This is a genomic window from Amycolatopsis sp. NPDC059657, from assembly GCF_042734395.1.
Classification (GTDB): Bacteria; Actinomycetota; Actinomycetes; order Mycobacteriales; family Pseudonocardiaceae; genus Amycolatopsis.
In genome coordinates this window covers 105,141-127,933 of record NZ_JBHWEB010000010.1, presented here as the reverse complement: position 1 = coordinate 127,933, position 22,793 = coordinate 105,141, and the positions used below count along the sequence as shown (strand labels likewise).

The 22,793-nt window shown below is 68.2% G+C and carries 21 protein-coding genes, 1 tRNA gene and 1 pseudogene; 8 read left to right on the top strand and 15 right to left on the bottom strand.

The features are described from left to right. Positions 1-194 precede the first annotated feature (194 nt). The 3 genes from ACFV15_RS08255 to ACFV15_RS08245 are packed head-to-tail and all read left to right on the top strand — an operon-like array spanning position 195 to position 2,408. Positions 195-968 carry a thioesterase II family protein gene (locus tag ACFV15_RS08255; RefSeq protein ID WP_378349500.1) on the top strand — a complete coding sequence of 258 codons (774 nt, stop codon included), beginning with the start codon at positions 195-197 and terminating at the stop codon, positions 966-968. Then, the gene (locus ACFV15_RS08250) at positions 937-1,776 is read left to right on the top strand and encodes a metallophosphoesterase family protein (RefSeq protein ID WP_378349499.1); all 840 of its coding nucleotides are present in this window, start codon (positions 937-939) and stop codon (positions 1,774-1,776) included. Before ACFV15_RS08255 ends, ACFV15_RS08250 begins: the two co-directional genes overlap by 32 nt. Then, positions 1,773-2,408 carry a 4'-phosphopantetheinyl transferase gene (locus ACFV15_RS08245; RefSeq protein WP_378349498.1) on the top strand — a complete coding sequence of 212 codons (636 nt, stop codon included), beginning with the start codon at positions 1,773-1,775 and terminating at the stop codon, positions 2,406-2,408. The genes ACFV15_RS08250 and ACFV15_RS08245 overlap by 4 nt, the downstream gene beginning before the upstream one ends. Here the strand turns inward: ACFV15_RS08245 and ACFV15_RS08240 are convergent, their stop codons facing one another. Next, complete coding sequence (locus tag ACFV15_RS08240) at positions 2,409-2,582, bottom strand: hypothetical protein (protein ID WP_378349497.1); 174 nt, start codon at positions 2,580-2,582, stop codon at positions 2,409-2,411. Between the two features lie 206 nt (positions 2,583-2,788). On the opposite strand from ACFV15_RS08240, the gene ACFV15_RS08235 reads away from it, so the two are divergent. Both ACFV15_RS08235 and ACFV15_RS08230 read left to right on the top strand, forming a co-directional pair. Then, positions 2,789-4,096, top strand: a complete 1,308-nt coding sequence (locus ACFV15_RS08235; protein WP_378349496.1) for a DNA polymerase IV — start codon at positions 2,789-2,791, stop codon at positions 4,094-4,096. A 27-nt stretch (positions 4,097-4,123) separates the two neighbouring features. Then, the gene (locus ACFV15_RS08230; RefSeq protein ID WP_378349495.1) at positions 4,124-4,516 is read left to right on the top strand and encodes a RidA family protein; all 393 of its coding nucleotides are present in this window, start codon (positions 4,124-4,126) and stop codon (positions 4,514-4,516) included. Positions 4,517-4,541: 25 nt separating this feature from the next. Here ACFV15_RS08230 and ACFV15_RS08225 read toward each other — a convergent pair. The 8 genes and pseudogenes from ACFV15_RS08225 to ACFV15_RS08190 form a co-directional block, all read right to left on the bottom strand. Then, positions 4,542-6,099: pseudogene (locus ACFV15_RS08225) on the bottom strand (lyase family protein). 46 nt (positions 6,100-6,145) lie between these two features. Next, a complete protein-coding gene (locus ACFV15_RS08220; RefSeq protein ID WP_378349494.1) occupies positions 6,146-6,526 on the bottom strand; it encodes a class I SAM-dependent methyltransferase in 381 nt (126 codons plus the stop codon). A gap of 139 nt (positions 6,527-6,665) precedes the next feature. Continuing rightward, positions 6,666-7,319, bottom strand: coding sequence for an HAD family hydrolase (locus ACFV15_RS08215; protein ID WP_378349493.1), 654 nt, complete (start codon positions 7,317-7,319; stop codon positions 6,666-6,668). A gap of 9 nt (positions 7,320-7,328) precedes the next feature. Next, a complete protein-coding gene (locus tag ACFV15_RS08210; protein WP_378349492.1) occupies positions 7,329-8,441 on the bottom strand; it encodes a glycoside hydrolase family 88 protein in 1,113 nt (370 codons plus the stop codon). 112 nt (positions 8,442-8,553) lie between these two features. Then, entirely contained in the window at positions 8,554-9,273 is a 720-nt protein-coding gene (locus ACFV15_RS08205; RefSeq protein ID WP_378349514.1) for a FadR/GntR family transcriptional regulator, read from the bottom strand. A gap of 2 nt (positions 9,274-9,275) precedes the next feature. Next, entirely contained in the window at positions 9,276-10,316 is a 1,041-nt protein-coding gene (locus tag ACFV15_RS08200) for an ABC transporter permease (RefSeq protein WP_378349491.1), read from the bottom strand. Then, positions 10,313-11,836, bottom strand: coding sequence for a sugar ABC transporter ATP-binding protein (locus tag ACFV15_RS08195; RefSeq protein WP_378349490.1), 1,524 nt, complete (start codon positions 11,834-11,836; stop codon positions 10,313-10,315). Before ACFV15_RS08195 ends, ACFV15_RS08200 begins: the two co-directional genes overlap by 4 nt. A 74-nt stretch (positions 11,837-11,910) precedes the next feature. Then, entirely contained in the window at positions 11,911-12,885 is a 975-nt protein-coding gene (locus ACFV15_RS08190; RefSeq protein WP_378349489.1) for a substrate-binding domain-containing protein, read from the bottom strand. Between the two features lie 318 nt (positions 12,886-13,203). On the opposite strand from ACFV15_RS08190, the gene ACFV15_RS08185 reads away from it, so the two are divergent. Continuing rightward, positions 13,204-14,082 carry an SMP-30/gluconolactonase/LRE family protein gene (locus tag ACFV15_RS08185; protein ID WP_378349488.1) on the top strand — a complete coding sequence of 293 codons (879 nt, stop codon included), beginning with the start codon at positions 13,204-13,206 and terminating at the stop codon, positions 14,080-14,082. A gap of 47 nt (positions 14,083-14,129) precedes the next feature. Here the strand turns inward: ACFV15_RS08185 and ACFV15_RS08180 are convergent. After that, positions 14,130-14,200: transfer RNA gene (locus ACFV15_RS08180), tRNA-Cys, on the bottom strand. A gap of 68 nt (positions 14,201-14,268) precedes the next feature. Further along, the gene (locus tag ACFV15_RS08175) at positions 14,269-15,264 is read right to left on the bottom strand and encodes a P1 family peptidase (protein WP_378349487.1); all 996 of its coding nucleotides are present in this window, start codon (positions 15,262-15,264) and stop codon (positions 14,269-14,271) included. A gap of 111 nt (positions 15,265-15,375) precedes the next feature. On the opposite strand from ACFV15_RS08175, the gene ACFV15_RS08170 reads away from it, so the two are divergent. Together ACFV15_RS08170 and ACFV15_RS08165 are read left to right on the top strand one after the other, a co-directional pair. After that, positions 15,376-16,497, top strand: a complete 1,122-nt coding sequence (locus ACFV15_RS08170) for a CapA family protein (RefSeq protein WP_378349486.1) — start codon at positions 15,376-15,378, stop codon at positions 16,495-16,497. Positions 16,498-16,663: 166 nt separating this feature from the next. Beyond that, the gene (locus tag ACFV15_RS08165; RefSeq protein WP_378349485.1) at positions 16,664-17,716 is read left to right on the top strand and encodes a chitinase; all 1,053 of its coding nucleotides are present in this window, start codon (positions 16,664-16,666) and stop codon (positions 17,714-17,716) included. Positions 17,717-17,777: 61 nt separating this feature from the next. On the opposite strand, the gene ispH is transcribed toward ACFV15_RS08165, so the two are convergent. The 4 genes from ispH to ACFV15_RS08145 all read right to left on the bottom strand — a co-directional run bounded on the left by ispH (position 17,778) and on the right by ACFV15_RS08145 (position 22,630). After that, positions 17,778-18,710 carry a 4-hydroxy-3-methylbut-2-enyl diphosphate reductase gene (gene ispH, locus ACFV15_RS08160; RefSeq protein ID WP_378349484.1) on the bottom strand — a complete coding sequence of 311 codons (933 nt, stop codon included), beginning with the start codon at positions 18,708-18,710 and terminating at the stop codon, positions 17,778-17,780. Further along, positions 18,700-19,728, bottom strand: coding sequence for a family 2 encapsulin nanocompartment cargo protein polyprenyl transferase (locus ACFV15_RS08155; protein WP_378349483.1), 1,029 nt, complete (start codon positions 19,726-19,728; stop codon positions 18,700-18,702). Before ACFV15_RS08155 ends, ispH begins: the two co-directional genes overlap by 11 nt. A 16-nt stretch (positions 19,729-19,744) precedes the next feature. After that, positions 19,745-21,127, bottom strand: coding sequence for a family 2B encapsulin nanocompartment shell protein (locus ACFV15_RS08150; RefSeq protein WP_378349482.1), 1,383 nt, complete (start codon positions 21,125-21,127; stop codon positions 19,745-19,747). Between the two features lie 90 nt (positions 21,128-21,217). Next, on the bottom strand, positions 21,218-22,630 hold the full coding sequence (locus tag ACFV15_RS08145; RefSeq protein ID WP_378349481.1) for a family 2B encapsulin nanocompartment shell protein: 1,413 nt from the start codon (positions 22,628-22,630) through the stop codon (positions 21,218-21,220). Positions 22,631-22,793 lie beyond the last annotated feature (163 nt).

Genomic DNA, 22,793 nt, shown 5'->3' with positions numbered 1-22,793 from the left:
TACAACTGTGTAGAACTGTTGTCTATGACGGCTGTGTAATACACACGTATTGAGGGGTAGGCCGGACCGGGTAGGGGTCGAAGCGCGGGTGCGGACGCTCGTTTAGGGGTCTGATCCTCTGGCGGTACCGGCCGGGCCGTCGCTTGAATGAAAAGGGTCTTCCTTCTCCCCATCTCCTGGCTGGAGTGCGCAGCATGAGCAGCGAAAACAGCGCCTGGATCCGGAACTTCCACGGCGCGCCCGATCCGCACACCCGGCTGGTCTGCTTCCCGCACGCGGGCGGGGCGGCCACCTATTACTACGGGCTGTCGGCGGCACTGACCCCGTCCGTCGAGGTGCTGGGCGTCCAGTACCCCGGCAGGCAGGACCGCCGCGCGGAGCCGTGCCTCGACGACGTCGGCGACCTCGCCGACGCCATCACGCCCGAGTTGCTGGAGCGCACCGACCGGCCGATCGCGTTGTTCGGGCACAGCCTGGGCGCGACGATCGCGTTCGAGGTGGCCATCCGGCTGGAGAAGGCGGGCGTCACGCCGGTGGTGCTGTTCGCCTCGGGGCGGCGCGCGCCGTCGACGTTCCGCGACGAGAACGTGTGGCAGGCCGACGACGACGCCATCATCGCCAGCCTCAAGGCCATGAGCGGTGCGACCGCGGCCATGCTCGACGACGAGATCCTGCGGATGATCCTGCCCGCGGTGCGTGCCGACTACAAGGCCGCCGAGACGTACCGATATCAGCCCGGCCCGCGCCTGCACTGCCCGATCGTCGCGCTGACCGGGGACGACGACCCACAGGTCACCTTGAACGAGGCGGGGGTGTGGGGCGAGCACACCGAGTCGGACTTCGAGCTGAAGGTGTTCTACGGCGGGCATTTCTACCTCGACTTCCACACCGAGGCCGTGCTGGACACCATCAGGACGACCCTCTGGGAGGTGACCGATGGTGCGGCGGAACCTGCTGGCCATCAGTGATCTGCACGTCGCGTACGAGGACAACCGCGCGATCGTCGAACGGATCCGGCCGAAGACCGACGAGGACTGGCTGATCGTCGCGGGCGACGTCGGCGAGATCGTCGAAGAGATCACCTGGGCGCTGGAGACGCTGAGCCGCAACTTCGCGCGCGTCATCTGGGTGCCCGGCAACCACGAGCTGTGGACGCCGAAGCAGGACGCGGTCCAGTTGCGTGGCGAGGAGCGGTATCGGCACCTGGTGGACATCTGCAAGAACCTGGGCGTGCTGACGCCGGAGGACCCTTATCAAACATGGGAAGGCCCTGGCGGTCCGCTGCTCATCGCGCCGCTGTTCCTTCTCTATGACTACAGCTGGCGCACGCCGACAGCGAGGACCAAGGCGCAGGCGCTCGCGCAGGCCGAGGAGAAGGGCGTCGTCTGCACGGACGAGTTCTTCCTCCACCCGGATCCGTACCCGACGCGCGAGGCCTGGTGTCACGCACGGCTCGAGGAGACCGAAGCGCGGCTCGCCGCCTGCGATCCGGAGCTGGGCACGATCCTCGTCAACCACTACCCGCTGCTGCGCGACCCGACGGACATCCTGCACTTCCCCGAATTCGCCCAATGGTGTGGAACCACCCGCACCGCGGACTGGCACAAGCGATTCCGCTGCCAGATCGCGGTGTACGGCCACCTGCACATCCCGCGCACGAGCTGGCACGACGGCGTGCGGTTCGAAGAGGTCTCGGTCGGTTATCCGCGCGAGTGGCGCCGTTCGTGGCACCCCGGCACGGATCCGCGGGTCATCCTTCCGGAGGAGCGCGCATGATGCTGGGCAAGCTGCTGCCGTCCCCGGTGGTCTGGTGCGAGACCTTCGACGACCCGGCCGACGTCGAACTCTTCCCGGAAGAGGCGCTCCTGATCGAAAAGTCGGTCGACAAGCGTCGCCGCGAGTTCACCACGGCCCGCTGGTGCGCCCGCCAGGCCTTCGCCGAACTCGGCGTCCCCGCGGCCCCGGTCCTGCCCGGCCTGCACGGCGCGCCGCGCTGGCCCGCGTCGATCGTCGGCAGCATCACGCACTGCGCCGGCTATCGCGCCGTCGCCTTGGCTCGGACAGCTGAGGTCGCCGCACTCGGCCTCGACGCCGAACCGAACGGGCCGTTGCCGGAGGGCGTGCTGGCTTCGATCGCGCTGCCGGAGGAGCAGGCGTGGATCCGGCGGTCGCTCATGGCCGACCCGTCGGTGCGCTGGGATCGCCTGCTGTTCAGCATGAAGGAGTCCGTCTACAAGACCTGGTATCCGCTGACGGGCACCCGCCTCGAGTTCGAAGACGCCCTGATCACCGCCGACCGCGCCGGCGAGTTCACGGCGCGCCTGCTGATCCCGTCCGGCCCGGTCCTGCGGGGAAACTGGCTGGCAGCCGAGGGATTGCTGGTCACCGCCATCACATTGGCGGCCTAGCTACTTCTGGCCGCGCGCGTAGTTGTTGAGGAAGTCGCACCGGCGGCAGCGCAGCGTCTCGACGAAGTGCTTACGCAGGTGCGCCGTCTTCGCGCGCCCCGTGAACCGGCCGAACACCAGCGCGCCGGCGACCCAGAACACATGCCCGACCGAGCCCTCGCCGCTGTCGTTCATGAATCCACTCTCGAGGTCTGTGCCACCACAGGCCGCGCACCTACTGATCATCCGCCGAACCTAGCCACGCGCCGCATCCCCGAAGACGGCAAAAAATCCCAATGCGTCGTTCGGGACGTGCCAGGTGCCGAAAGCCGCATTGGGGACCTGGCAGGCCCCCAATGCGGCTTCGGGGTTTTGTCGGACCCCTGTGCCACGATGGCACTGTGAGTCGATGGGTCGTGCACCTGGACCTCGACGCCTTCTTCGCCGCGGCCGAGCAGCTCACCCGGCCGACGCTGGCCACCAGGCCGGTGGTGGTCGGGGGCACCGGGCCGCGCGGGGTGGTCGCCGGGGCCAGCTATCAGGCGAGGCCGCATGGCGTGCACTCGGCGATGCCGATGTCGCAGGCGCGCAGGCTGCTGCCTGCCGGCGGGGTGATACTGCCGCCGCGGTTCAAGCTGTATGAGCAGCTCAGCCGTGAGGTGTTCGGCATCGTCGGCGAGTACGCGCCGGTGCTGGAACGGATCTCGCTCGACGAGACCTTCGCCGAGCCGCCCGAACTCGTGGGGGCGACGGCCGAGCAGGTCCGTGTCTTCGTGGAGAAGCTCAGGAGCCGCATCCGCACCGAGACCGGGCTGACCGCGTCGGTCGGCGCGGGCGCGGGTAAGCAGGTCGCGAAGATCGGGTCGGACCGGGCGAAGCCGGACGGGCTGCTCGTGGTGCCGCATGGCACCGAGCGCGAGTTCCTCGCCGACCTGCCGGTGCGCGCGATGTGGGGGATCGGGCCGGTCGCCGAGGCGAAACTGAAGCGGATGGACATCCTCACGCTGGGGCAGCTCGCCGCGCTGTCCGAAAAGGAGGCCAAGGCGCTCTTCGGCAGCGTCGGGCGGGACCTGCGGCTGCTCGCGTCGGGTATCGACGAGCGGCCGGTCGCCGAGCGCGGGGAGGCCAAGCAGGTCAGCGCCGAAACGACGTTCGACGTCGACATCATCGACCTGCCGAGGCTGCGCGCGGAAATCCGCCGGATCGCGCAGGGCGCGCACGCCAGGCTCGTCCGGTCGGGGCGGGTCGCGCGGACGGTCGTGATCAAGCTGCGGCACACCGACATGAGCACGGTGACCCGGTCGGAGACGACCACCTTCCCGACCGATGACGTCGATCAGCTGACCGCGATGGCCGAGCGGCTGCTCATCGACCCGGCCGAGTTCGGCGGCGTACGGCTCGCCGGTGTCGGGTTCAGCGGGCTTTCCGAGCCGCACCAGGATCCGTTGTTCACCGTCGCCGTGCCCGCGCCGGTGCAGGAAACCCTCGCGCCGGTCGTGTCCGCTCCGGTCACCGCACGTTCGGAGTGGCGCGCGGGCGACGATGTCGTCCACGCGGAGTTCGGCACCGGGTGGGTGCAGGGCGCCGGTCAGGGCCGGGTGACCGTCCGGTTCGAGACCCGGCATTCCGGACCGGGCCCGGCTCGCACGTTTCTTGCTGAAGATCCCCGACTTCGGCTGGGTGAGGCCACTGACTGTCTTAAAGTCTGAAGGCCCCCAAAGCATGAGGAGACCGTCGTGCCCATCACCGACCGTTTGACCGAAGTCCCCGACCTCGCCGTGACTCCCGGCCTCGCGTACGCGGTGACGACCACCGGACGGCTCGCGTTCGTCACCGGGCAGATCGGCGTCGACGCCGAGGGCAAGGCCGCCGAAGGGTTCGACGCGCAGACCCGGCTGGCGCTGGAGAACCTCGGCCGGGTGCTCACCGGGCTCGGCGCGACCTGGTCCGACGTGGTCAAGTTCGGCTGGTATCTCACCGACGCGAGCAAGCTTCCCCGGCTGCGCGAGATCCGCACCGAGGTACTGGGCGACCAGGCACGCCCAGCGGCCGCCACGCTGATCGAGGTCGCCGGGTTCGCCTACCCGTCACTCGAGATCGAGGTCGACGCGGTCGTCGCCTTGCCATGAAAGGGCTCGTGAGTGGTATGGCCGGTTAGAACCGGCCATACCACTCACGAGGCTCGTCGAGCTCCAGCGCCGCGGACAGGCGGCCGAGCAGTGCCGTTTCGGCCGCGTCGGTGACCGAGTCCGCGCCGGCGAGCCAGGCCGTGCACGCGTAGACCAACTCCCGGTCCTCGGCGCGGAGCGCGCCGACGTCCGACGGCATCCCGTCGGGGCGACCCTCCGGCGGCGCGTCCAGGCCCAAGGCGTCCGCGACCACCGCCAAGGCCTGCGACTCCTGGGCCGAGATCACGTCGTCGGCGCGCGCGACCGCGCCGGTCGTGTGGAAGATCGCCAGCCGGGCCGCGTGCGGGATGCCCTGCACCAACGCCGTTGTCCGTGGCGCGATGCCCAGTTCGATCACGGCTTCCTTGATGGAAGTGTCGTGGTCGGCCGCGTGGTGCGCGGCACGGGCGCCCGCGTCGTAGCCGTAGACGCCGCCGACCACCGTGGACAGCCCGAGTGAGCTTTCGGCGGTGCGGCGGTTGTGCGCGGTGTCGACCTCAATGCCACGCAGGCACTTCTCCGCGAACAACGGCATCGTGTTCGTCAGCAGCTTGGCCGACTCGAAGAGGTTCTTGACGATGACCGCGGTCCACGCGTTGAAGTCCAGTTCCGCGCCTTCGACGGCCATGGTGACCACGGAATCGTTGCCACAGACCTGAAAACCGACCTGGACGACCAATTCCGCCATCACCGGGTTGACCTTGCCCGGCATGAAGCTCGACCCCGCCTGCACCGCGGGGAGCCGGATCTCGCCCAGGCCCGCCCGGTTGCCGCTGGCGAGGATCCGCAGGTCCTTGGCCATCTTCACCAGGCCACACGCCAGCGCCTTGAAGATCGCCGACACGTACTGGAACACGTCGCCGTTCTGGAACGCGTCGAAGAAGTTCGCGTGCCGCCGCAACGGCAGCCCGGTCGTCTCCCGCAGCCGAGGGTAGATCCGCTCGACGTAACCAGCGCCGACGCCCAGCCCGGTCCCGACGACCGTTCCGCCCATCGCTCAGCCGGCTCACCCCACGCCGGGCGACGGCGAGATAGGCGCCGAACGCTTGGCCGAACGTCACCGGAACCGCGTCCTGAAAACAGGTACGCGACAGCTTGACCGTGTCGCGATGCTCGGCGATCTTCTCCTCGAGCACGTCGGCCATGTGCTCGACGGCGTCGCGCAGGCGCAGGATGTCCCGATGCAGTGCGACGTTCACCGCGGTGGCCATGGCGTCCGAAGTGGACTGCCCGGCGTTGACATGGTTGTTGGGGTGGACGAATTCGTACCCCCTCGACCCGGACAGGATCTCGTTGGCGCGGTTGGCGATCACCTCGTTGACGTTCATGTTCGGCGACACACCGCCGCCGGCGCTGAGCACGTCGACCGGGAACTGCTCCGGTCCGAGCGTGCCCGCGACGATCTCGTCGGCGGCCTGGCAGATGGCCAGCGCGACCGGTTCGCGCAGCACGCCGATGTCCGGATTGGCCAGTGCTGCCGCCGTCTTGACCTGCGCGATCGCCGTGAGCATGGCGGGCTGCCCGCCCAAGGTCTGGCCGGACACCCCGAAATTCAGCCGTGCGCGTTCCGTTTGGATGCCGTAGTAGACGTCATCCGGCAGGCAGGGGCAGCGGATTGGTCGCGTTGATGACCTCCAGCACGAGCAGCGTGCCCGCCGCGCTGTGCGCGGCGTAGGTCGCCATGACCTGGTCGAGTTCGGCGTTCTCGTGGATGTTCGCGATGGCGTAGCCGAAACTGACGATCGCGGCGAACGTCCGGTCCAGCCGCAGCGTCCGCATGTCGCCGGTCCGGGAGTCGATCGACGGCCGCTGCTTGCGCGCGTACCCGATCATCGACTCCTGATAGTCGACGCCGACGCGGTCCTCACAGTTCTTCGCGAGGTACTCCAGGTCACGCCCGGTGCCGCAGCCGGTGTCGAGAATGCTCGCCGGGAATCCGCCGAGGTGGCGGTGGAACAGCTTCTCGGCCATCCGGGGCACCGCGTGGTCCGATCCGTGATGGACCACTTCGTACAGTTCGGGGCGCCGGTACAGGAGATTGCTGATTCCACTGTGTATGGACCGATGTTTCCCGAGCGGCAAGATCCTTCTCCATCGCCGCGCCCGAAGTTCACTCTTTCAGTGCCAGCAGCACGTCATCGAGTGACTTGTCGGTGAACGACGGCAGCACCAGATCGGCGTGGCCGAACCCGAGTGTCTCGGTGATCGGGTTCGGAACGGCGACACAGCGCAGCTCCGCGGCCTTGGCGGCGGTCACGCCATTGGGCGAGTCCTCGAACGCGACCGCGTCGGCGGCGTCCGCGCGCAACGCCGCCAGCGCCGCGAGATAGAGATCAGGCCGGGGCTTGGCGGGGAAGCGGTCGCCGGTGACGACGGTGTCGAAACGCTCCCGCAGCCCGAGCCTGGCGAGATGCCCCTCGACCCATTCGGCCGACGAGCTCGAGGCGACGCCGAGCCGGAGCCCGAGCGCCGCCGCGTCGTCGAGGTAGCGCCCGACCCCTGGCCGGGTGCCCTCCGTTTCGAGCATGGCGCGCACCCGGGCCCGTGACTTGGCGCGGTACGCGAGCCGGTCGAGCGGGCCCGCGTGGTCTTCCAGCAGGTCGAACATGACCTGCGCGGTGGTGTGCGTGCCGATGACCGTGTGCCACACGTCCATCGGCAGCTCGAGGCCGAACTCGGCGAAGGTCTCCCGCCAGCTGGCCAGCACCGCGGTCTCGGTGTCGACCAGCAAGCCGTCGAAGTCGAAGATCAGCGCCTGAGTCACGCCTCCACCTTACGCAGGCGGTGCGCACCCCGGCGTCAGCTTCGCGACCTGCTGACCGGCGATGAGGAACGCGCCGACGCCGTACGCCGCGGTGCCGTCCGGCTTCGACGGGCCGGGCTTGGCGCCGACCGGCTGGACGTACCCGAGCCGCCCGTTGGCTTGCAGCGCCTTGGTCGTCAGCGCCTGCCAGCCCTTGTCGACGACCGGCTTGTAGGTCGCGGCGTCGAGTATCCCGGCGTTGATGCCGTACGCGATGCCATAGGTGAAGAACGCGGTGCCGCTGCTCTCCGGACCGCCGTACTGGTACGGGTTGGTCAGGCTCGAGTTCCAGAACCCGTCAGAGCGCTGTACCGCCTTGAGCGTGGCGGCCATCTTCTTGAACACCCGCAGGTACTCCGGGCGGCGCGGGTCGTTCGCGGGCAGCACCTGCAGCACCTTGGACAGCGCCGAGATCGCCCAGCCGTTGCCGCGCGACCAGAAGGTGTTGCTGCCGATGTAGCCGCCATCGCGCCACCACAGGCCGGTCGACTCGCTGAACAGGCCGCGGCCGTTGACACCCTTTTCCGTGTAGCGGAACAGGGTGTGCATCGCGTCGAGGGTGGCGGGGCTGTTGTCCAGCACGCCGAGCCTGGCGAACGACGGCATCGCCATGTTCAGCGCGTCGACGTAGTTCCAGTACTTGGTGTGCCCCTTCTGCACGCTCGCGACCTCGTCGGCGACGCGCTTGCGCAGGTCGGCGATGATCGGCGCATCCGGATGGAAGTAGGTGAACAGGTCGAGGTAGGCCTCGCCCGCCGCCTCGAAGTCGGGGAAGAACGGGTTCTTCGCGTCGGTCTGCAGCAGGTAGTTGTTGGCCTTCGCCCACGGCAGTGTCTTGTGGTTCGACATCCCGGTGGTGCGCACGACCGCGAGGTTGCCGACGTGGAAGGTGGCGTTCTCCCAGCCGTTCGACGCCAGGTTCGTGCCGTTGTTCACCCAGTAGTCACCGGCGGAGACCATCTTCTGTGCGACGTCGCACAGCTCGGCGGGCACCGGGCCGGCCTGCGCCGGGGCGGCGGTGGCCAGGCCACCGGTCAACGCGGCCGCGAGAGCTAACGCGAGCGCGCGGATACGAACGGACATTTCCGTCTCCTGTGCGTTTTCCGTGGCGGCGGTCGGAATCCGACTATGGTCTGAACCACCTAGCGTGTCAATGGACCGCTGAGCGGTGAGTTTGATGCCCAAAACCGATATATCAAGCCAGATCCGGCGTCGGAACCATCGACTCGAGCAACCGCCGGGAAGCGGTTTCAGCACCGTCCGCGTTCTTCGCGAGCACCATGGTCAGCACCCGCGAATGCAGTACCAGCGTGGAAACCGACAGGTCGCCGGGCGCGTCGAGCAGCTCGCCGCGCGCGTTCAGCGCGGCGACCACCGGAACCTGCAATTGCGCGATGAGCGCGTTGCCGGAAGCGCGGATGAGCGCCGCGTGGAACTCGCAATCGGCCGTCTTGAACGATTCGTGGTCCTCGCGGTCCACCGCGTCGGCCATCCGCTCGTACGCGGCGGCCATTTTGGACAGTTCGTCCGGCCGCCGGTGCTGGGCGGCCAGCCGCGCCGCCTGCGGCTCGATCGTGAGCCGCAGTTCGAGCAGTTCGCGGAGCTGATGGCCGCCATTCGGTCCGTGCATCCGCCAGGCGATCACGTCGGGATCGATCGCGTCCCAGTCGTCCGGCGGCAGCGTCCAGGTGCCGACGCGGGGCCGCGCGGCGACCATGCCCTTGGACTCGAGCACCCGCAGCGCTTCCCGGACCACCGTCCGGGAAGCGCCGAACCGGCGCCCGATGTCCTCGGGCACGAGCGGCTGGCCGTCGCCGAGCACGCCGGTGACGATGAGCCTGCCCAGCTCGTCGACGATGCGGGCGTGCAGGTTCCGGCCACCGGCCCTGCTCGCGCCGTCCTTGGGTGCCGGCATGCTCACGCAGGCAGGCCGACGCGGCGTTCCCCGCTGCGCAGCTGCTGCAGCACCACCGCGGCGACCAGCAGCAGGCCGTGCGCGACGTTCTGCCAGAACTGGTTGATGCCGAGACCGGACATGCCGTTGTCGAGCACGCCGACGATGAACACCGCGAGCACCGTGCTGACGATGGAGCCCTTGCCGCCCTTGAGCATCGTGCCGCCCAGCGCGGCCGCGGTGACGGCCTGCAGCTCCAGGCCTTCCGAGCCCGAAGTCGGCTGGCCGGACCCGGTCCGCGCGGTGATCAGCAGGCCCGCGATCGCCGCGACCATGCCGACCAGCGCGTACACGCCGATGATGTAGCGGTTGATGTTGATGCCCGCCAGGCGTGCGGCGGTGTCGTTGCCGCCGATCGCGAAGATGTTGCGGCCGATGTCGGTGTAGCGCAGCAGGAAGTGCAGGATCGCCGCGACGATGAAGAACACCCACACCAGCGTCGGCAGGCCGAGCACCGTGCCCTTGGCGAGGAAGATGAACAGGTCGTCGGCGCCGGTGTAGCCCTGCGCCTTGCCGTCGGAGACGACCTGCGCGATGCCCTTGTAGGTGGCGAGCGTGCCGAGCGTGGCGACCACCGGGTTGACCCGGCCGAAGATGATGATCATGCCGTTGACCAGGCCGCAGAGCAGCCCGATGACGACCGCGGCGAGGATGCCCGCGCCGGAGCTGCCGGTCGAGGTGTAGACCATCGCCGAGACGACCGACGCGAGCCCGGCCATCGAGCCGACCGAGATGTCCAGCGCGCCGAGGATGATCACCAGCGTCTGCACCAGCGAGAGCAGGCCCATGATGGTGATCGCGCTGCCGATGAGCAGCAGGTTGCTGGTGCGCAGGAAGTTCTCGTTGAGGAAGCTCAGCAGCACGACCAGCGCGATCAGGGTGAGGATCAGGCTGCTGTTCTGCACGCCCATGCCGGTGAGCACGCGGCGGACCGGGGAGATCCTGGCCGTGGCTTCGGCGGGTTCGGCGGACATGGGGTTCTCCTGGCGGGTGGGCGCGGTCATGGGGTCACCTCTGCTTCGGTGGCCGGGATGGCGAGGGTGAGTACGGCTTCTTCGGTGGCTTCCGACCTGGCGATCTCGCCGGCGACACGGCCGCCGCGCATCACCACGATGCGGTCGGCCAGCCCGAGCACCTCGGGCAGGTCGGAGGAGATGACCAGCAGTGCCATGCCGTCGCGGGCGAGGCCGTCGATGATCCGGTAGATCTCGGCCTTGGCGCCGACGTCGACACCGCGCGTCGGCTCGTCGAGGATGAGCAGCTTCGGGTGCCGCGCGAGCCAGCGTGCGAGCACGGTCTTCTGCTGGTTGCCGCCGGAGAGCTTGCGGACCTCCTGCTCCATCGACGGCGTCCGCACGCGCAGCTCGCGGACGTATTCGTCGACCAGCGCCCGTTCCTTGGCCCGTTTCACCACCCGGAAGCGGCGGATCCGGTCCAGCACGGCGATGCTGACGTTGTCGCGGACGGACCGTTGCATCAGCAGCGCGTCGGTCTTGCGCTCCTCGGGCGCGAACCCGATGCCCGCTTTGACCGCGTCGCCTGGATTCCTGGCGCGCAACGGTTTCCCGTCGAGCTCGACGGTGCCCGAGCGGACGGGGAAGTCGCCGACGATCGCCTTCGCGAGCTCGGAACGGCCGGCGCCGACCAGCCCGGCCAGGCAGACGACCTCGCCGGTGCGCACCTCGAAGGAGATGTCCTCGACGTCGTCGGTCGACACGTTGGTCAGCTTGAGCATCACGTCGCCGACGTCGGTGCCCGAGCGGCGCACGAGTTCCGAGAGGTCACGGCCGATCATCATCCGGATCAGCTCGTTCTCGTCGGTCGCGGACGCTTCGCGCGCGCCGATCAGCCTGCCGTCGCGCAGCACCGCGATCCGGTCGGCGAGCTGGAAGATCTCGTTCATCCGGTGCGACACGTAGACCACCGCGACGCCGTCGTCGCGCAGCCTGCGGATCAGCCGGAACAGCGCTTCGACCTCGTGCTCGGACAGCGACGAGGTCGGTTCGTCGAAGGCGATGACCTTCGGGGGCGTGACGGCGACCAGCACGCGCAGGATTTCGACCAGCTGCCGCTGCGCGGGCGAGAGCTTGCTGCCGAGCGTCGCCGGGTCGAGCACGCCCGCGAAACCGTAGCGCTCCAACGCTTCCTCGGTCGCCTTCGCGAGCGCGCGGCGGTTGAACACGCGCCCGCGCGCGGGCAGTTCGCCGACGAAGACGTTCTCCGCCACCGAGACGTGCGGGATGATTTCGGGTTCCTGGTAGATCACCCGGACACCGGCGGCCATCGCGGCACGCGGGGTGTCGAAGGCGATCCGCTCGCCATTGATCTCGAGGTGGCCTTCGGTGGGGGCGTGGTCGCCGGAGAGCACGCGCAGCAGCGTCGACTTGCCTGCGCCGTTCTCGCCCATCAGCGCGAGCACCTCGCCAGGCCGGAAGTCGAGGCTGACGTCACTGAGCGCCGCCACCGCGGCGAAGCGTTTGCTGATGCCCTCCGCGCGCAGCGCGACAGGCGGTGGTGCGGACATGGGTGGTTCCTTGGGGTCGTTCACGGCGGACAAGGTGCCCGGCGCCGCCGGGGCGACGGCGCCGGGCGGGTGGCTCAGGTGCAGTTGACGCCTGCGGTCTTGAAGTTGTCCTTGTTGACGATCTGGGTCTTCGCGATCGTCTCCGCCGGGAGTTCCTTCGAGTTCTTGACCTTGTCGAAGAGGACCTGGACCGCGGTCTTGCCGACCTCGGCGCCGGAGATGAACAGCGCGGCCTTGTTGCCGGTGTCCTTGCCTGCCGCCCAGTCCTTGCAGGTCAGGTACGCGCCGAGGCCGACGCCGATGGTGTCGGCCGCCTTGATGCCCGCGTTCGCCAGCGCGGTGACCGCGCCGGTCTCGTTCTCGTCGTTGCAGCCCCAGACGACCCAGTGCTTGACGTTGGGGTTGGAGCCGATCACCGCGCCGGTCCGGTTCTGCGCGTCGACCGGGGTGTTGTCGGTGCCGACCTCGACGACCGAGACGTCGGCGCCCGCGTCCTTGGCGAAGGCCTCCTTGGCGGCCTTGACGCGGTCGGAGCAGACGGTCAGGTCCTGCTTGTAGGCACTGATGATCTTGGTGTCGGCCGGTGCCCAGCCCGCTGCCTTGAACAGCTTCGCGGCCTCCTTGCCCACCTCGGTGCCCATCGCGGAGCCGTTGAAGCCGACGAACGGGGCCTTCGCGCCCGTGTTGTCCTTGATCACGTCGTCCGAGGCGACCAGCGGGATGCCCTTGGCCTTCGCCGCGTCGATCACCTGCGGGCCGATGGCCTGGTCCGGCACCACGATCGCGATGCCGTTGGCGCCCTGCGCGACCGCGGCGTCGAGTTCGTTGATCGCCTTGTTGGCGTCCTGGCCGAGGTTGACCACCTTGAGGTCGAACCCGAGCTCCTTGGCCTTGTCCTGCGCACCCTTCGCCTGCTCGACGAAGTACTGCTGGTCACCCTGCTTCTGCAGGTAGAACAGCGTGATCTTGCCGTCCTTCGGCGCGTTCTGCGCGGGGGCCGCGGTCTCCTTGCCGGAGGAACAGCCGGCGAGAACCGCGCCGACAATCAAACAACAACCAACAGCGCTCCAGGCACGCAGCCTGTGCGGGTATGTGGACATCAAGTGCTCCCATGGGACCGGGGATGAGTGTTGCGGGCGGGTGAACGCCATGTGTCTCGTATTACAAAACAGTATTCGCAGCGGAGTCAAGAGGCTGCTGCCTGCCAGTTAACCGATCGACATGCACCGATCGTCACCGATCGTCACCGTGCGCGTTGACAATTGTCGTATTTAAGGACAAGCGAGTGCGGTTTGCTGGGCGTTTGCTGGCGTGGGCGTTCTTGTTGACTTGAGTTCGATTGTCGACAAGACCGCTAGGGTGAGCGCATGCGAGAGCTGACAGCGGAGTTACTGGGCGGACCGGCCTGTGCGCTGGGTGAGGGCCCCGGCTGGGACGCCGGGCGCGGGGAGTTGTCGTGGATCGACATCCCGGCGGGCGAACTGCACCTGGGCACCTTCGAAGCGGGCGCGCTGACGCATACCACGACGATCAAGGTCGGCCGCTCGGTCGGCGCGGTCGTCCCGCGCGCGGGCGGCGGCTGGCTGGCCGCGGCCGGGCCGGGATTCACCGCCATCGACCGCGACGGCACGGTGACCGCGCTGGCCGAGGTCGGTTCCGCGGTGCCGGGCACGCGGATGAACGACGCGAAATGCGACCCCGCGGGCCGGTTCTGGGCGGGCAGCACGCATGAGCGCGAGGCGGCCGCGGGCAGCCTGTACCGGGTCGACCTGGACGGGAAGGTGACCTCGTTCCGCAGCGGCATCGGCGTTTCCAACGGCATCGGCTGGAGCCCCGACGGCACGCTGATGTACTACGTCGACAGCCCGATCTGCTCGTTCGAGGTCTACGACTACGACGTCGCGACCGGCACCCCGTCGAACCCGCGCCAGGTGACCAAGCTCGACGGCCCGCCGCCGGTGCCGGACGGCCTGACCGTCGACGACGAAGGCTGTATCTGGGTGGCGTTCTGGGATGGCGGCCAGGTCCGGCGCTATACGCCGTCGGGTGAGGTGGACATGGTCGTGAACGTGCCTGTCGCGCGCACGACCTGCTGCACGTTCGGTGGACCTGGCGGTGGCACGTTGTTCATCACGACCGCGCAGACGCATGGTCGCGACGAGCCGTACGCGGGTCAGGTTTTCGCATGTGAGCCTGGAGTTTCCGGCCCGCAGACGGTCGCGTTCGCGGGCGAACTCCCGCGCTGACGCGAAAAGTGAAGGCCTCGTCGTCCGACGAGGCCTTCACTTTGTCGAGGTAGAGACGGGATTCGAACCCGTGTGAAAGGTTTTGCAGACCTTCGCCTCGCCTCTCGGCCACTCCACCGTGCTGTGTGGTACCGCTCCAGGTAATCGTGGATCACGGATCGCCGCAACGGATTCCACAGGGTGGGATCAGAGGTAGAGCTCGCGATAGGACGCCATGTGTCCCCAGTCGGTGGTAACGGAATCGGCGGCCAGTATCGCGTGAACGATCGCTCGCGCGACGACGACACTGGCCGCTTCGAGCAGCCGCTCGACGTCGACGGTCGCTTTCCCGGTTGCCACGGCGAACATCGTGTCGCCGTCGCCGAGGCAGTGTGAAGGCTGGATTCCCAGCGCCAGGCCGTCTTGCGCGCGGCGGGCGAGCTGGTGGCACTCGATCGGGGTGAGCAGCGCGTCGGTCGCGACGATCCCGATGACGGTGTTCATCGGTTTGCGCGTCGTGCGTGCGCGAACGGTCCTTTCCAGTATCTCCCGTGCGGTCCGGACGGTGTCACTGTCCGGTGTGGACAGGCTGAATTCCTGCCAGTCGACGATCTTCCCGTCGCGTACCCGGCTCATTTCGCTGAACCGCAAGCCGTAAGGCAGGCCGTCGGGACCGAACGTCGAGCCGACGGCGTTCATCGCGAGCAGTGCGGCGACGACCGTGCCGTCCGGCAGCACCGTGCTGGCCGAGCCGAGGCCACCTTTCATCTCGGCGGTGAGCGCGCCGGTGCCCGCGCCGACATTTCCCTCCGCGACCGCGTATTCGTCGGCCGCGCGCAGTGCTTCGACGCCGGTCTCCACGCCGGGGCGGGCATAAAAGTCGCCACCTCGGCCGAGGTCGAACAACGCGGCCGCGGGCACCAGGCCGCCCAGCGCGTCGCAGACGCCGTGCGCGGCGGACAGCCCGTACGAGCTGCCGCCGGTGAGCACGAACGCGGCGGGGGAGTGCGCGCCGTTGCGTGGATCGAGCGCGGCCGTCTCGCGGGTGCTCGGCGCCCCGCCGCGGATGTCGACGCCCGCGACCGAGCCGGACGGCGGCACGATCACGGTGGTGCCGGTCAGCGCCCCGGCCCCGATCCGGGTGGCGTTCCCGACCAGGATTCCGGGCACATCGGTCAAGGAATTCAGTCGGCCGGCAGTCATCCCTGGATCGTAGTGCTGTTCACGGAAAGCGACCGTGTGAACACAAATGGCCTAATCGCGTTCTCGGATGGCCTAGGTGCGCCGACGCTGCGTAAGGCACTATGGGCTGCAATGTCGAATTTCGCGAAGCCCCTGACCGTGCTCGCCGCTCTGACGCTCGTGGGCGCTTGCTCCGCGACTCCCACGCCGTCGGCGCCCCCGCCGTCAGCACCCCAGCCGGCCGCGAAGGCACCCGAAAGCACGTTTTCGGTGGTGGCGACCGGTGACGTGCTCATCCACCCTGCGCTGACCGACCAGGCTCGCGAGGACGCGAAGGACGGCGAGTTCGACTACCGCCCGCTCTTCGCAGGCGTGAAGCCGGTGGTCGAAAAAGCGGACCTGGCGGTCTGTCACCTCGAAACCCCGCTCGCCGAAAAGGGCGGCCCGTACAGCGGCTACCCCTCCTTCAGCGCACCGCCGGAGGTCGCCGACGCGCTCAAGGACACCGGCTACGACACCTGCTCGACGGCGTCCAATCACACCCTCGACCAGGGCGCCGACGGCATCAAGCGCACCCTCGACAAGCTCGACGAGTCCGGCATCAAGCACACCGGCTCCGCGCGTTCGGCCGCCGAAGCAGGCAGGCCGCTCATCATGGACGTGCACGGCGTCAAGGTCGCCCAGATCTCCTACGCCTTCGGCTTCAACGGCATCAAGGTCCCCGAGGGCAAACCCTGGCTCGCCAACCAGATCGACGCGGCCCGCGTCATCGCCGCGGCCAAGGCCGCCCGCGCGGCGGGCGCGGAAGTGGTGCTGGTCAGTCTGCACTGGGGCGTCGAGTACCAGCACGAAGTCACCGACGAGCAGCGTCAGCTGGCCAAGAAACTGCTCGCCGAGGACTCGATCTCGCTGATCATCGGCCACCACGCCCACGTGGTCCAGCCCATCGAGCGGGTCGGCGGCAAATGGGTCGCCTACGGCCTCGGCAACCACGTCGCCCGCCACTCCGAGCCCCGCGGCTCGACCGAAGAGGGCATCGCGGCGCGTTTCACCTTCCGCAAGGGCGCGGACGGCTGGGCCGTCGACAAGGCCGAGTACATCCCGACCCTGCTGCGACTCGGCCCGCCGCTGCGTCTGACCGACCTGACCACCGCGAAGTCCGACGACCGGGCCAAGCAGGCGCTGAAGGACACCGACGAGGTCGTGCTCTCCCGAGGCGGGGCCAAGGCAGGCCTCACCCGCCCCGGCGCTTGACGGCCTCGTGAGTGGTATGGCCGGTTAGAACCGGCCGTACCACTCACGACCCCTTTATTGGTCTAGATGAGTACTTGGTCTAGACCATCCGAACGTCGGTTGTTCCTGGACTGGGCCGCGCCTACCTTGGGCGAAACGACGCCTTTGTTCCAGGATCGGAGCAGGTATGTTCAGTCGGAAATCACGCTTACTCGGTATCGCGCTGGCGGCTTTGCTCGCCGCCGGACTGACCGGGCACCCGGCGACCGCGTCCGTCCAGGCGGATGTCTGCGCGGTGAAGTCGAGGCCTTCGGGCAAGGTGCTGCAGGGGTATTGGGAGAACTGGGACGGCGCGTCCAACGGCGTGCATCCGCCACTCGGCTGGATTCCCATCACCGACAGCCGGATCGCGGCGCACGGGTACAACGTCATCAACGCGGCCTTCCCGGTCATCCGTTCGGACGGGACCGTGCTGTGGGAGGACGGCATGGACGCGACGGTCAAGGTCGCCACGCCCACCGAGATGTGCGCGGCGAAGGACGCGGGCGCGACGATCCTGATGTCCATCGGCGGCGCGGCGGCCGGGATCGACCTCAGTTCGTCGGCGGTGGCCGACAAGTTCGTCGCGACCATCGTGCCGATCCTCAAGAAGTACAACTTCGACGGGATCGACATCGACATCGAGACCGGGCTGGTCGGCACCGGCAACATCAACTCGCTCTCACCGTCGCAGTCGAACCTGATCCGCATCATCGACGGTGTGCTGTCGAGGATGCCGTCGAACTTCGGGCTGACCATGGCGCCCGAGACGGCGTACGTCACCGGCGGCAGCGTGGTCTACGGCTCGATCTGGGGCGCCTACCTGCCGATCGTCAAGAAGTATGCCGACAACGGCAAACTGTGGTGGCTGAACATGCAGTACTACAACGGCAGTATGTACGGCTGCTCCGGCGACTCGTACCAGGCGGGCACCGTTCAGGGCTTCGTCGCGCAGACGAACTGTCTCAACAAGGGACTCGTCATCCAGGGCACGACGATCAAGGTTCCGTTCGACAAGCAGGTTCCCGGCTTGCCGGCGCAGCCCGGCGCCGGCGGCGGGTACATGTCGACCTCGCTGGTGTCGCAGGCATGGAAGAGCTTCGGCACCAGCCTGAAGGGCCTGATGGACTGGTCGATCAACTGGGACGGCTCCAAGAACTGGACGTTCGGCAACAACGTGAAGTCGTTGCAGGGCCGCTGAAAAAGGGTCGTGAGTGGTACGGCCGGTTCTAACCGGTCTAAACACTCACGACCCCCTGAACTTACGAGTCGCGAACTGCCAGGGGGAGCGTGAACTGGATGGTTTCGCGCGCCACCACGCGTTCCTCGACCGAGACCGGCGCGAGGGCCGCGATGACCTCGTCGACCAGGCGCGGGGGAGCGGAAGCGCCCGCGGTCAGGCCGACGACCCGCACGCCCTCGAGCCACTCGGGCCGGATCAGCGAAGCGTCCTCGATCAAATAGGCCGGAACCCCGCACTTCGCAGCGATCTCCACCAGCCGCACGGAGTTCGACGAGTTCGCCGAGCCGACCACCAGCAGCAGGTCCGACTCGGCGGCGACGGCCTTCACCGCCTCCTGCCGATTCGTGGTGGCGTAACAGATGTCGTCCGACCCGGGCGACCGCATGGCAGGAAAACGGTCCTCCAGAACGGAAACCACCTCGGACGCTTCGTCCACCGAGAGCGTCGTCTGCATCAGGTACGAGACCCGCGAAGGATCCGGGACCTGGACCGAAGCCGCGTCTTCGGCGTCTTCCACCAGTATCATCGACGAAGGCGCTTCACCGAGCGTGCCTTCGACTTCCTCGTGACCGGCGTGCCCGATGAACAGCACGGTGTCGCCGCGCGCCGCGAACCGGCGGGCTTCCGCGTGGACCTTGGTCACCAGCGGGCAGGTCGCGTCGATCACGTCCAGGCCCCGGAGAGTGGCCTCCTCCCGCACGGCGGGTGAAACGCCGTGCGCGGAGAAGACCACCGTCGCGCCGTCCGGCACCTCGTCGAGTTCGTCGACGAAGACCGCACCCCGCGTTTCGAGCTCCGCCACAACATGGGTGTTGTGGACGATCTGTTTGCGGACATGGATCGGGCCGCCGCGCTGGGCGAGCGCGCGGTCGACGATGTCGATCGCGCGCTCCACCCCGGCACAGAACGACCGCGGGCCTGCCAGCAGCACCCGCAACCCGTCAGTGGTCACGTCGTGTCGCCATGTTCGCCAGCACGGCCAGCTCCGCCGACGGCCGCGGCCCGGGCCGCGCCGACGCCAGCCTGGACAACGCGCGCGCCAGCAGCTCGTCCGCCTGCGACTGGCTCCACGCGCGGCCACCCGCGCGGTCGACCAGCTCCGCCGCCCGCTCCAGCTCCTCGGCCGTGAGCGGCTTTTCCCGGTAGTACAACGCACTGAGCTCGTCCGAAGCCCCGAGCGCGGCCACCACCGGCAGCGATTTCTTGCGGTTCTGCAGATCCGAGTAGACCGGCTTCCCGGTGACCGCCGGGTCGCCCCAGATGCCGAGCAGGTCGTCGACATGCTGGAACGCCAGCCCGAGATCCCGCCCGAACCCGCCGAGGTGGTCGATCTGCTCGTCACTGCCGCCACCGACCAGCGCGCCCAGCGCACAGGCCGCGCCGAGCAACGCCCCGGTCTTGCCTTCGGCCATCGTCACGCATTCGCTGACCGCGACGTCCGCCCGATCCTCGAACGCGAGGTCGGCGGCCTGGCCTTCCAGCAGTTGCAGCACCGCGGTGCTCAGCATCCGCATCGTGCGGGTCGCCGTCGGATGCCCGCCGGCGGCGATCACGTCGAACGCCAGCGTCATCATCGCGTCGCCTGCCAGTATCGCGGGCCCGGTGCCGAACACGCTCCACGCCGTCGGACGGTGGCGCCTGGTCAGGTCGCCGTCCATCACGTCGTCGTGCAGCAGCGAGAAGTTGTGCACCAGCTCCACCGCGACCGCCGTCGGCACGGCCGTCACCGGGTCGCCACCGATCGCCTCCGCCGCCAGCAGCACCAGCGACGGCCGGATGGCCTTCCCGCTGTCGCCGCGGTCGGTCTTGCCGTCGCGATCCCACCAGCCGAAGTGGTAGCCGGAGATGTGCCGCATCGACTCCGGCAGCCGGTCGACGGCCTCGCGCAGCGCCGGTTCCACCAGGCTCCGCGCCCAGGCGAGCACCTGGGGCGCCGGCCTGGACTGCGTGCGCGTGTCAATCGTGGTCATCGCGGATCGTTCCCCTCTAGCGCGCGATCTCGACGTTTTCGAGTACGCCGAGCGCGTCCGGCACGAGCACGGCCGCCGAGTAGTAGGCGCTGACCAGGTAGGTCGCGATCGCCTGCTCGGTGATGCCCTGGAACCGCACGTTCAGCCCCGGCTGGTACTCGTCGGGCAGGCCCGTCTGGTGCAGCCCGATCACGCCGTTGTCGTCGACCCCGGTCCGCATCGCGATGATCGACGAGGTGCCGGTCTCCGAGATCGGGATCTTGTTAGACGGCAGGATCGGGCAGCCACGCCACGCGTTGACGACCTTGCCGTCGACGACCGTGCCTTCCGGGTACAGCCCGCGCTTGGTGCACTCACGGCCGAACGCGGCGATCGTGCGCGGGTGCGCGAGGAAGAACTTCGTCTTGCGGCGGCGGCTGAACAGCTCGTCGAGGTCGTCGGGGGTGGGCGGGCCACTGCGGGTGTGGATCCGCGAGCTCAGGTCGGCGTTGTGCAGCATGCCGAACTCGCGGTTGTTGATCAGGTCGTATTCCTGACGCTCACGCAACGCCTCGACGGTCAGCCGCAGCTGCTCGTCCAGCTGGTTCATCGGCCCGTTGTAGAGGTCGGTGATCCTGGTGTGCACCCGCAGCACGGTCTGCGCGACCGTCAGCTCGTACTCACGCGGCTCGAGTTCGTAGTCGGCGTACGTGCCGGGCAGCCACGGCTCGCCGTCGTGACCCGACGACAGGTCGATCGACGCCTCACCGCGGGCGTTCTGCGGCTTTTCGCCGCTGGCCAGCGAGTTCTGGACGTGCACGCGGAGCAGTTCGGAGCGCCCGTTGAGGTCCTGGAACGCCGCCGAGCGCAGCTTCAGCACGATCACCGGGGTCAGTGCCTTGGCCGTGAACAGCCAGTTCCGCTCGATCCCGCTGAGCACCTCCTCGCCGAAGTGGTCGCCGTCGGCGAGGCTGCCGAGGTCGACCTCGTCGCCGTACTCGCCAGGCCCGACCTTGCCGACCTTGCCGTGCGCGATCAGCACGACCTCGTCGGCTGGCGTGCCGCGCTCGACGATCACGTCACCGGGCCGGTACTCGTGCTGCACGAAGCGGTCGGCGAGCGCGACCAGGGTGTCCTCGTCGTCGAAACCACGCAGCAGAGCCAATTCGGACAGCTCCTGCGGCACCACCCTGATGTCGGCGCCGACATTCGTGAAGCTCACCCTGCCGTCGCCGACGGTGTACGTCAGCCGCCGGTTGACCCGGTACGCGCCACCCTTGGCCTCTTCCCAAGGCAGCATCTTCAGCAGCCAGCGCGGCGTGATGCCCTGCATCTGCGGCGCGGTCTTGGTGGTCGTCGCCAGCTTGCGCGCGGCCGCTGTGCCTAGGCTCAGCCGCTGCTCCGGCTCCGTTGTGGTCATTGCAGAATCCGCCTATCTGGTTTCGGGGTGCTGGCAGGACCCGGCGCGTCCACCGTGGACGCACCGGGACAGAGGCTGGAGCGGGACAGATCAGCCGATCTGTGCGCCTTCCAGCACCGCGATGGCGTCCGGCACCAGCACGGCGGCGGAGTAGTACGTGCTGACCAGGTAGGAGATGATGGCCTGCTCGGAAATGCCCATGAAGCGGACATTCAGTCCCGGCTCGTACTCGTCCGGCAGCCCGATCTGGCGCAGTCCGACGACGCCCTGGTTCTGCTCGCCGGTGCGCATCAGCAGCACGTTGCTCGTGCGGGTGCCGCTGACCTCGAGCTTGTTGCACGGGAAGATCGGCACGCCGCGCCACGCGGGCACCTTGTGGCCGCCGACGTCGACACCGGTCGGGTAGATGCCGGCCTTCGAGCACTCACGGGCGAAGGCGGCGATGGCCTTCGGGTGGGCCAGGAAGAAACCGGGCTCCTTCCACACCAGCGAGAGCAGCTCGTCGAAGTCGTCGGGGGTCGGCGGGCCGGTGCGGGTCGGCACCCGCTGGGCGAAGTCCGCGTTGTGCAGCAGGCCGAAGTCCTTGTTGTTGATCATTTCGTACTCTTGGCGCTCACGCAGCGCCTCGATGGTCAAGCGCAACTGCTGCTCGATCTGGTCCATCGGATTGTTGTAGAGATCGGCGACACGGCTGTGCACCCGCAGCACGGTCTGCGCGACACTGAGCTCGTACTCGCGCGGCTTGGTCTCGTAGTCGACGAAAGTGCCGGGCAGCAACGGTTCCCCGTCGTGGCCGGACGAGATGTCGATCTCGGCCTCGCCGAAGTTGTTGGACCTGCCGCTCTCCGACGTCGCCTCGGCGATCTGCGCCTGCAGTGTCTCGGACTGGTCGAGCACCTGCTCGAACGCCTGGCGGCTCAGCGTGAGCACGGTGACCGTGGTGACCGCCTTCGCGGTGAACTCCCAGATCCCGTCGGCCGAGGTGAGCACCTGCGCGCCGAAGTAGTCGCCGCCCTTGAGCACACCGAGCGCGGTCTCGTCGCCGTATTCGCCGATGCCGGTCTTGCTGATCTTGCCGTGCGCGATCAGGTAGACGGTGTCGGCCGGGCTGCCGAATTCGACGAGCACCTGACCGGGTTCGTACTCGTGCTGGGTGAACCGGCGCGCCAGCTCCGGCAGTACCTCTTCGTCTTCGTAACCCTTGAGCGGCGGCAGTTCCCCGAGTTCCGCCGGGATGACCTTGACGTCCGTGCCGGTCTTTTCAAAGGTGACCCTGCCGTCGCCGACCGCGTAGCTCAGCCGCCGGTTGACCCGGTAGGCACCACCGTTGACCTGCGTCCACTGGAGCATCTTCAGCAGCCACCGCGACGAGATGCCCTGCATCTGCGGGACCGATTTGGTCGTCGTGGCCAGGTTGCGTGCGGCGGCCCGGCCCAAGCTCAACTGCGAATGTTCGGCACCCTGAGAGCCTGCGGCAGAAGTGTCCGATTCGGTCACGGTCACAGCAAGATCCACCCATCGATAGTCGCGCGGAAAAATGTAGTTTTGAAAATGCGGTAAACAGGGTTTTTGGTGAATTATTCCCCGGTAGTCCGCCCCGTGGATTCAACATAGCAACCCGCGAACGGCAGACAAGCGCACGAATGGGTTAGAGCCGATATTCACC